This is a genomic window from Bacillus cereus group sp. MYBK5-2, assembly GCF_051915685.1.
Classification (GTDB): domain Bacteria; phylum Bacillota; class Bacilli; order Bacillales; family Bacillaceae_G; genus Bacillus_A; species Bacillus_A cereus.
In genome coordinates, this window is the sequence record NZ_JBQAFE010000009.1 from 205133 (window position 1) to 214481 (window position 9349).

Consider the following 9349-nt stretch of genomic DNA (forward strand, 5'->3'; position numbering starts at 1 on the left):
GAAAGGATCTAGCTCCTACATCAAAAGAAGTAGAAGCTTTTCTCACTTTTCTTATTTCATGCTTTCTAAAAGCTCTTGCTCATAATCATAAAGAGCTGTTGGATAGTCCCCATTAAAGTAAGCCATGCATAGGCCGCCATATTTCCCTTCATATGGACGTCCAATTGCATCTACTAATCCATCTTCACTTAAAAATGTTAAAGAATCTGCTCCGATCATTTCACGGATTTCTTCTACTGTATGATTTGCTGCAATTAATTCTTTTCTCGTTTGAATATCAATGCCATAGAAACATGGATATTTCAGAGGTGGTGAAGCAATTCTTACGTGAACTTCTGTCGCTCCAGCCTCACGAAGCATACGAACAATTCGTTTACTTGTCGTTCCTCTTACGATAGAGTCATCAATCATAACAACTCGTTTCCCTTCAACTACACCTCTTACTGCGGAAAGCTTCATCTTAACCCCTTGCTCTCGCAGTTCCTGAGAAGGTTGAATAAACGTACGTCCAACGTAACGATTTTTAATTAATCCTAACTCATATGGAATACCTGTCGCCTCCGCATAGCCAATCGCAGCTGAAATACTAGAGTCTGGTACACCAGTAACAACATCTGCTTCAATAGGAGCTTCTGCCGCTAAACGTTTCCCCATATTCTTACGTGCTGCATGAACGTTAACGCCTGCAATATTAGAATCTGGTCGTGCAAAGTAAATGTATTCCATACTACAAATTGCATGTTCTACATCATTTGTGAAACGATCTACGTGAATTCCTTCATCATTAATGATAAGTAATTCACCCGGTTCTACATCACGAATGTATGTTGCACCTACTACATCAAAAGCACATGTTTCAGATGCTACAACGTAAGCATCCCCCATCTTTCCAATTGAAAGCGGACGGAACCCATTCGGATCTAATGCAACGATCATTTCATTTCCAGTTAGTAAAAGATACGCAAACGCACCTTTCACTTTGTTTAAAGCTTCTTTTACACTTTCAATTAAAGAATCTTTCGTACTACGTTTAATAAGATGTAAAAGTACTTCTGTATCTGAACTAGTTTGAAAAATACTGCCCTCTGCTTCTAATTCACGACGAAGCATTTTTGCGTTAATTAAATTTCCGTTATGAGCTAACGCCATACTATGATCGGAAAAACGGAACAACAATGGTTGAACGTTAGCAACTTCACTTCCACCAGCTGTTGCATATCGTACATGTCCGATTGCTGATTTTCCATTTAATCCTTCTAGCTCACCTCTTGAAAACACTTCTGATATTAAACCTAACCCCTTGTGACCGACGATTTTTTCCCCATTATTTACGACAATGCCTGCGCCTTCTTGCCCACGGTGCTGTAAACTGTGCAATCCGTAGTATGAAACTTGTGCTGCATTTTCATGCCCCCAAATTCCGAAAACGCCACATTCTTCGTTTAACCCCTTTATTTCAGCAAGCATGGGATTGCCCCTTTCCAAGCCTTTCTCATTTCATCTACATTTGCTGTAAGTAATACTTCATTTTCTTCATTATGAATTGTTACTTCATTTGTACTTGTTACTTCTCCAACTTGGATTGCTTCTACCACTTTCTCAAACGCCTCTTTATTTTCACGTTTTACAGTTATCACGAAGCGAGACTGTGATTCAGCGAATAATGCTGCTGTTGCTTCTCCATCTAATTTCACAGTAGCACCTAAGCCTTTAGCACCAATTGCACTTTCTGAAATCGCAACTGCTAAACCACCTTCAGCAACATCATGTGCAGATTGAACAAGACCAGCTTGAATTGCTTCTAATACTTGTTTTTGGCGTTTTAATTCTACATCTAAATCGATACTTGGTGATTGACCGAAAATTTTGCCGTGAATCATTTTCTGTAATTCACTTCCGCCAAACTCAGCTTTCGTCTCACCAATTACATACACTAAATCACCAGCTTGCTTAAACTCTTGTGTTGTTACATGTTTTAAGTCATGCACAAGTCCGACCATCCCAACAGTTGGTGTTGGATATACAGCTTCACCACTACGCTCGTTATACATCGATACGTTTCCGCCGATAACTGGTGTTTGTAATGTGCGACAAGCTTCACTCATACCGTCTACTGATTTCTCAATCTGCCAGAAGATTTCTGGTTTTTCTGGGTTACCGAAGTTTAAGCAATCTGTAATTGCAAGTGGCTCTCCGCCAGAACATACGATATTACGCGCTGCCTCTGCTACTGCAATTTTACCGCCCATCTCTGGGTCTAGATAAATGTAGCGAGAGTTACAATCTGTCGTCATTGCTAATCCTTTTTCTGTACCGCGTACACGTACAACTGCAGCATCTGAACCTGGCGTAACAACTGTGCTTGTGCGAACTTGGTAATCGTATTGATCGTATACCCACTCTTTACTTGCAATTGTTGGTTGCTGTAATAAAGCGAATAACGTTTCTTTATAATTTTCTACTTTTGGCGTTTCCATTTTCATTGCTTGGAATTCAGCAAAGTATGCTGCTTCTTTTGATGGCTTATGATAAATTGGTGCTTCTTCTGCTAAAGCATCTGCTGGAACTTCAGCTACCTTTTCACCTTTATGGAATAAACGAAGCATTTTATCTTCTGTTACTTTCCCCATCGTAACCGCTGCAAGACCATACTTCTCAAATAAATCTACTATTTCTTGTTCTCTACCTTTTTTCACGACAATTAACATACGCTCTTGTGATTCAGATAGCATCATTTCATATGGTGTCATTCCTGTTTCACGCTGTGGTACATCATCTAAGTACATTTCAATACCCATTCCTGCTTTACTTGCCATTTCTGCAGAAGATGATGTTAAACCAGCCGCACCCATATCTTGAATTCCAACAAGTGCATCAGATTGAATTAATTCTAAACACGCTTCAATAAGAAGTTTTTCCATAAATGGATCCCCTACTTGAACCGCTGGACGTTTCGCTTCTGAGCTTTCAGATAGTTCTTCCGACGCGAATGTTGCACCGTGAATACCGTCACGACCAGTTGATGCTCCTACGTACATTACTGTGTTACCAGCACCATGTGCTTGTCCCTTTTTAATGTCTTCGTGGTTAATCAAACCTACGCACATTGCATTTACAAGTGGATTTCCTTCGTAACATGGATCAAATTGTACTTCGCCGCCAACAGTCGGAATACCGATGCAGTTACCGTATCCTGCAATTCCTGCTACTACTTCTTCGAATAAATATTTCACACGTGGTGACTGTAATTCACCGAAACGAAGTGAGTTTAATAGAGCTACCGGACGTGCTCCCATAGAGAATACGTCACGAATAATACCACCAACACCTGTTGCAGCTCCTTGATATGGTTCAATAGCTGAAGGATGGTTATGACTTTCCATTTTAAATACAACTGCTTGATTATCACCGATATCTACAATTCCAGCACCTTCTCCAGGTCCTTGCAGAACGCGCTCACCTGTCGTTGGAAACTTACGAAGAACTGGTTTTGAATTTTTATAACTACAATGTTCAGACCACATTACAGAGAATAACCCTGTTTCTGTATAATTTGGCAGACGACCTAAAATCTTTTCAACCATGGCAAACTCTTCGTCTGTTAGCCCCATTTCCGCATATATACGCTCTTCTTTAATTTGTGTTGGATTTGGTTCAAGCATTAACGACATATGTTTCCCTCCACTGTTTTAAGATAGATTGAAAGACTTTTAACCCTTCAGCACCGCCAAGTAATTCATCTACAGCACGCTCTGGGTGTGGCATCATACCAAGTACATTTCCTTTTTCATTTACAATACCAGCAATATCTGAAACGCTACCGTTAGGGTTTTCTACGTAACGGAATGCGATTTGATTGTTCTCTTCTAATTGTTTAAGAGTCGCTTCATCACAATAGTAATTCCCCTCACCATGCGCGATTGGAATATTAATTATTTCATCTTTTCCATATTGTGATGTAAACATCGTTTCATTATTTTCAACACGTAACTGAACAGTGCGACACATAAATTTTAAGTTTTCGTTTCTCATTAACGCTCCTGGTAGTAATCCTGATTCAACAAGAATCTGGAATCCATTACATACACCTAAAATCGGCTTTCCTTGCTCAGCAGCTTTTTGCACTGCTTTCATTGCATTAGCAAAGCGAGAGATAGCACCGCAGCGTAAGTAGTCACCATAAGAAAATCCACCTGGTAGTAGAATTGCGTCATATTCATCTAAATTCTCTGTATCGTGCCAAACGTAATCTACTTCTTCGCCAAGCTCATCTTTAATTGCATGGAACATATCGACATCACAGTTCGAACCCGGAAATACTATTACGGCAAATTTCACTGTGCGACAACCTCCTCAACTTCATAACGGAAGTCTTCCATTACAACGTTCGCTAATAGTTTTTCACACATTTCTTTTACCTTGCTATCTAAATCAGATACAGATTTATCAATTGTTAGTTCCATGTACTTTCCGATTCGAACGTCTTGTACTTCTGTGAATGAAAGACTATGAAGTGCTCCTTTTACTGCTGTTCCTTGTGGATCTAATACGCTTTCTCTTAATGTTACATATACCTTAACTTTATACATGTGAAATTCCCCCTAAACGTTTTAAAATCTCTTCATAAGCATCTGTTAAATTTCCAAGATCACGACGGAATACATCTTTATCAAACTTTTCATTGCTCGTTTCATCCCATAAACGGCAAGTATCTGGTGAAATTTCATCCGCTAAAATGATTTCTCCTTCTTCCGTTACACCAAACTCTAATTTGAAATCTACTAATCTTACACGACAGCTTGCGAAATGATCAATCAACACTTGATTGATTTGTAGAGCCATATCTCGTAATACACTTACTTGCTCTGGCGATGCAACGTTTAATACACGAATATGATCTTCCGTTACAAGCGGATCTCCTAAATCATCATCTTTGAAGTAAAATTCTACGATTGGTTCTGCAAGTACAGTTCCCTCTTCCATTCCTAATCGTTTTGAAAGACTTCCTGCAATTACATTTCTTGTGACAACTTCTAAAGGAATAATACTCACTTTTTTAACAAGTTGTTCTGTTTCAGATAACTTCTCAACAAAATGTGTTTTAATTCCCACTTCTTGTAACTTTCTGAACAATAAAGTTGTAATTTCATTGTTCAAACGACCTTTTCCTGTAATCGTCTCTTTTTTCTCCCCATTGAAAGCAGTCGCACTATCTTTGTACTCTACCCAAACCATATCTGCTGATTCTGTACGATAAATTCTTTTTGCCTTACCTTCATACAGCAATTCTAGCTTTTGCATTTCGCAAGCCCCCTGTAGTTTGAAAAATGTGAATAATATTTTTATAAAGAATGGCACAGAATGACTCTATTCTGTGCCATATGAAATTTTACGCTTCGTTTAATCCAAGGCGTTCAAAGATTGTATCAACGTGTTGCATATGATGCTCATAGTTGAAGCATTCATTAATTTCTTCTTGTGTTAACTTGCTTGTAATACGCTCATCAGCTTCTACAAGCTCTTTAAATTGTACTTGTGTTTCCCAAGCTTCCATCGCTTTAGGCTGTACGATATCATAAGCTTCTTCACGTACCATACCTTTGTCGATTAGTGTAAGCATTACGCGCTGAGAATAAATTAAGCCGTATGTTCTTGTCATATTACGTTTCATATTCTCTGGGTATACAGTTAAGTTTTTAACGATATTACCAAAGCGATTTAACATGTAATTTAATGCGATTGTAGCATCTGGTAAAATTACGCGTTCTGCCGAAGAGTGAGAAATGTCACGCTCATGCCATAATGGAACATTTTCGTAAGCTGTCATCATATAACCGCGGATAACACGAGCTAAACCAGTCATATTTTCAGAACCAATTGGATTACGTTTATGTGGCATTGCAGAAGAACCCTTTTGACCTTTTGCGAAAGCTTCTTCAACTTCACGTGTTTCACTCTTTTGTAAACCACGAATCTCAACTGCCATCTTTTCGATAGATGTTGCAATTAGTGCAAGTGTTGACATGTAGTGTGCGTGACGATCACGTTGCAATGTTTGTGTTGAAATTGGTGCTGCTTCTAATCCTAAATTTTCACAAACATATTTTTCTACGAATGGATCGATATTTGCATATGTACCAACCGCACCAGATAGTTTACCAACACGAACTGTATCAGCAGCTTGTTTGAAACGCTCTACGTTACGTTTCATCTCTTCATACCAAAGACCAAGTTTTAAACCAAATGTCGTTGGTTCTGCATGAACACCGTGTGTTCTTCCCATCATGATTGTGTATTTATGCTCTTTCGCTTTGTTAGCTAAAATGCTTACAAAGTTCTCTAAGTCTTTTAATATAATTTCATTCGCTTGTTTTAAGATGTAAGATAATGCTGTATCTACTACATCTGTAGATGTTAAACCGTAATGAACCCATTTACGTTCTTCGCCTAATGCTGGCGTTTCTGATACAGCACGAGTGAATGCAACTACGTCATGACGTGTTTCTTTTTCAATTTCATAAATACGATCAATATCAAATGATGCATGTTCACGAATTTTTTTAACATCTTCTTTTGGAATATCGCCAAGCTCAGCCCATGCTTCACAAGCTAAAATCTCAACTTCTAACCACGCTTTAAATTTGTTCTCTTCCGTCCAAATCGCACCCATTTCAGGGCGTGTATAACGACTAATCATCTTTTTCCCTCCAACAGTTGTTCTTGATGGTCCCAAATATGCAAACTCTTCGCTTTTTCTAGAGCGACTTCAATATTATCATTTAAAATATTAACATGCCCCATTTTTCGCTGTGCTTTTGCTTCTTCTTTTCCATACAAGTGTAAATAGCACCCGGTTAATCTATTCACTTGTCTTAGGACCCCTTCTATATGTTCGCCTAAAATGTTTACCATGACAACTGGTTTTAACAAATTTGTTTCTCCTAGAGGTAAATTACAGATTGCTCGAATATGTTGACCAAATTGACTCGTTTCACATGCATCCTGTGTATAGTGTCCTGAATTGTGAGGTCTTGGCGCTAATTCATTAATATAAATCTCACCATTATCTGTAGCAAACATCTCTACAGCTAGTGTTCCCACAAGTTCTAATTCATCCGCAAGTACCTTTGCATACGCAATTGCTTTTTGAGAAAGCTCTTCTGTAATGCGAGCTGGAACGATAGATTCATGTAAAATGTTATTTACATGAATATTTTCTGCTACTGGAAACACTTTTGTTTCACCACTTACACTACGAATCACAATAACTGATACTTCTTTTTCAAAAGGCACCCATTTCTCTAAAATACATTCTGCTTTATCCACAAGATTTCTTGCTGCCTCAACATCAGCTTCACTTCTTAAAACAACTTGCCCTTTCCCATCATATCCACCTGTCGTCGTTTTTAAGACGGAAGGGAATGATAACCCAGCAATTGCTTCTGTAAGCTGATCTTGATTTTGAACTAATCTATACGTTGCTACTGGTAACCCAGCCTTCTCAATCGCATTCTTTTCTGTAAAACGATTTTGCGTTGTATTTAACAACTGACTACCTTGTGGTAAGTACGCATGTTTTTCAAGCCATTGTAAACATCTATAATCAATATTCTCAAATTCATATGTGACAACATCACTTATCTCTGCTAAATGCTGAATTGCTTTTAAATCATCATATGGTGCAACAATTTCAATATCAGCAACTTGTGCACATGGCGAATGCTTTGTAGGATCTAAAACAGCAATTTTATATCCCATCTCCTTAGCTGCCAATGCCATCATTCTTCCTAGCTGGCCGCCTCCAATAATACCGATTGTTTTTCCAGGTAAAATGATTCTCGTCATACTAGCTCACTACCTTCACGCACATCTTTTTCAATCGCTTCTCGTCTCAATTCTAATGCATCATGTATATCATCATGAAATGATCCAAGTATTTGTGCGGCAAGTAATCCAGCATTCGTTGAACCGGCTTTACCAATTGCAACAGTTGCAACTGGAACACCTCCTGGCATTTGGGCGATGGATAATAATGAATCTAAGCCGTTTAATGCTTTTGATTGAACTGGAACTCCAATTACAGGAAGATTTGTCTTCGCTGCAACCATTCCTGGTAAATGTGCTGCTCCACCAGCTCCAGCAATAATAACTTTCAATCCACGTTCACGAGCCGTCTCTGCATATTCAAACATATAATCCGGAGTCCGATGAGCGGATACAACTTTTTTCTCATACGGTATATTTAATTCATCTAAAATGTCACAAGCATATTTCATTGTTTCCCAGTCTGACGTACTTCCCATTATGACTCCAACTAGTGATTTCATATTAGAATCCCCCCGATTCAAATAAAAAAAGCCTGAAATAGAACAGTTTCTCTTTTACTATGAGAGAAAGCGCTCTACTCAGGCATACGTATCCCTTGTGAATAGAAAAATACCGAGTGACTTTCCCTCATAGTCTAACGAATAACGGTCGTTAGGTAGAGACTTGCAGGCCATATCCCCGCGATTATATGAGGTCTTATATTATTGTTTCTATGGCTATATTAACAATATTTCATAAACAATGTCAATAAATAATCGAATGTTTTTTTATTAGCAGTCAATAACGTTCGTGTTTTAGTTATATTCAAAAGAAGAATTGCAACTATATACAAGAAGAAAAGGGAATTAGAATATATATTTCTAGAGATCTATTTTATGTATTTATCGTTTAAATAGCACTTCAGTATGTTTTTAATCAAAATATATACACTCTTGTATTATTATAACGATTTAATTTCTAAGGAGGATAACTGTTAAAGAAAGAACTATGCTATTATCCTATTTATTTTTCTCTATTGCAGTAATTTCTGTAATTATTAAATATTTATAGCATCTCATTATTTAAAATATATACTTATGATAGAAATAATGTGTCCTATTTTAAGTATTACTTTAGCGACATTAGGAAAATCAGGAACACAAAAAATCATTACTATTATTTTAAAGAGTCTCTACTTCATTCTTTTTTCGTCTGTAGCTTTATTAAATTTACGGATTATAGCATTCGGTAAATAAAAATAAACACAAAAAAACCTAAGTCAAAATAACTTAGGTTCTTGCTTGGCGACGTCCTACTCTCACAGGGACAAGGTCCCAACTACCATCGGCGCTAGAGAGCTTAACTTCCGTGTTCGGTATGGGAACGGGTGTGACCTCTCTGCCATCATCACCAAACTATGAAGGCATATTCCTTCAAAACTAGATAACATTGCTACATATTATATGGTTAAGTCCTCGATCTATTAGTATTCGTCAGCTCCACATGTCACCATGCTTCCACCTCGAACCTATCAACCTGATCA

At 37.9% G+C, this 9349-nt stretch carries 8 protein-coding genes, 1 rRNA gene, 1 pseudogene and 1 riboswitch; of the genes and pseudogenes, 1 reads left to right on the forward strand and 9 read right to left on the reverse strand.

The window, feature by feature from the left end:
• Positions 1-51 precede the first annotated feature (51 nt).
• The 8 genes from purF to purE form a co-directional block, all read right to left on the reverse strand.
• Positions 52-1467: an amidophosphoribosyltransferase gene (purF, locus tag ACTFP3_RS24720; RefSeq protein ID WP_000879025.1), complete on the reverse strand. Its 1416-nt coding sequence runs from the start codon at positions 1465-1467 to the stop codon at positions 52-54.
• Positions 1452-3671, reverse strand: coding sequence for a phosphoribosylformylglycinamidine synthase II (gene purL, locus ACTFP3_RS24725; RefSeq protein ID WP_000055564.1), 2220 nt, complete (start codon positions 3669-3671; stop codon positions 1452-1454). The genes purF and purL overlap by 16 nt, the downstream gene beginning before the upstream one ends.
• Positions 3655-4338 carry a phosphoribosylformylglycinamidine synthase subunit PurQ gene (gene purQ / locus ACTFP3_RS24730; RefSeq protein WP_000666786.1) on the reverse strand — a complete coding sequence of 228 codons (684 nt, stop codon included), beginning with the start codon at positions 4336-4338 and terminating at the stop codon, positions 3655-3657. The genes purL and purQ overlap by 17 nt, the downstream gene beginning before the upstream one ends.
• Positions 4335-4589, reverse strand: coding sequence for a phosphoribosylformylglycinamidine synthase subunit PurS (gene purS / locus ACTFP3_RS24735; protein WP_000278823.1), 255 nt, complete (start codon positions 4587-4589; stop codon positions 4335-4337). Before purS ends, purQ begins: the two co-directional genes overlap by 4 nt.
• Positions 4582-5301 carry a phosphoribosylaminoimidazolesuccinocarboxamide synthase gene (gene purC / locus ACTFP3_RS24740; protein WP_001170544.1) on the reverse strand — a complete coding sequence of 240 codons (720 nt, stop codon included), beginning with the start codon at positions 5299-5301 and terminating at the stop codon, positions 4582-4584. The genes purS and purC overlap by 8 nt, the downstream gene beginning before the upstream one ends.
• Before the next feature lie 88 nt (positions 5302-5389).
• Positions 5390-6697 carry an adenylosuccinate lyase gene (purB, locus tag ACTFP3_RS24745; RefSeq protein ID WP_000625682.1) on the reverse strand — a complete coding sequence of 436 codons (1308 nt, stop codon included), beginning with the start codon at positions 6695-6697 and terminating at the stop codon, positions 5390-5392.
• Positions 6694-7845, reverse strand: a complete 1152-nt coding sequence (purK, locus tag ACTFP3_RS24750; protein ID WP_000196774.1) for a 5-(carboxyamino)imidazole ribonucleotide synthase — start codon at positions 7843-7845, stop codon at positions 6694-6696. The genes purB and purK overlap by 4 nt, the downstream gene beginning before the upstream one ends.
• Positions 7842-8327, reverse strand: coding sequence for a 5-(carboxyamino)imidazole ribonucleotide mutase (purE, locus tag ACTFP3_RS24755; protein WP_000839365.1), 486 nt, complete (start codon positions 8325-8327; stop codon positions 7842-7844). The genes purK and purE overlap by 4 nt, the downstream gene beginning before the upstream one ends.
• 110 nt (positions 8328-8437) lie before the next feature.
• A riboswitch (purine riboswitch) is annotated at positions 8438-8539 on the reverse strand.
• Positions 8540-8814: 275 nt separating this feature from the next.
• On the opposite strand from purE, the pseudogene ACTFP3_RS24760 reads away from it, so the two are divergent.
• Positions 8815-9062 (forward strand): annotated as a pseudogene (locus tag ACTFP3_RS24760) (hypothetical protein).
• A gap of 43 nt (positions 9063-9105) precedes the next feature.
• Here the strand turns inward: ACTFP3_RS24760 and rrf are convergent.
• Positions 9106-9221: ribosomal RNA gene (gene rrf, locus ACTFP3_RS24765) — 5S ribosomal RNA — on the reverse strand.
• Between the last annotated feature and the right edge of the window lie 128 nt (positions 9222-9349).

Bases quoted from the DNA above. Each gene is read 5' to 3' on its own strand.
- purF (WP_000879025.1), bottom strand. From the start codon at position 1,467: ATGCTTGCTGAAATAAAGGGGTTAAACGAAGAATGTGGCGTTTTCGGA.
- purC (WP_001170544.1), bottom strand. From the start codon at position 5,301: ATGCAAAAGCTAGAATTGCTGTATGAAGGTAAGGCAAAAAGAATTTAT.
- purL (WP_000055564.1), bottom strand. From the start codon at position 3,671: ATGTCGTTAATGCTTGAACCAAATCCAACACAAATTAAAGAAGAGCGT.
- purK (WP_000196774.1), bottom strand. From the start codon at position 7,845: ATGACGAGAATCATTTTACCTGGAAAAACAATCGGTATTATTGGAGGC.
- purB (WP_000625682.1), bottom strand. From the start codon at position 6,697: ATGATTAGTCGTTATACACGCCCTGAAATGGGTGCGATTTGGACGGAA.
- purS (WP_000278823.1), bottom strand. From the start codon at position 4,589: ATGTATAAAGTTAAGGTATATGTAACATTAAGAGAAAGCGTATTAGAT.
- purE (WP_000839365.1), bottom strand. From the start codon at position 8,327: ATGAAATCACTAGTTGGAGTCATAATGGGAAGTACGTCAGACTGGGAA.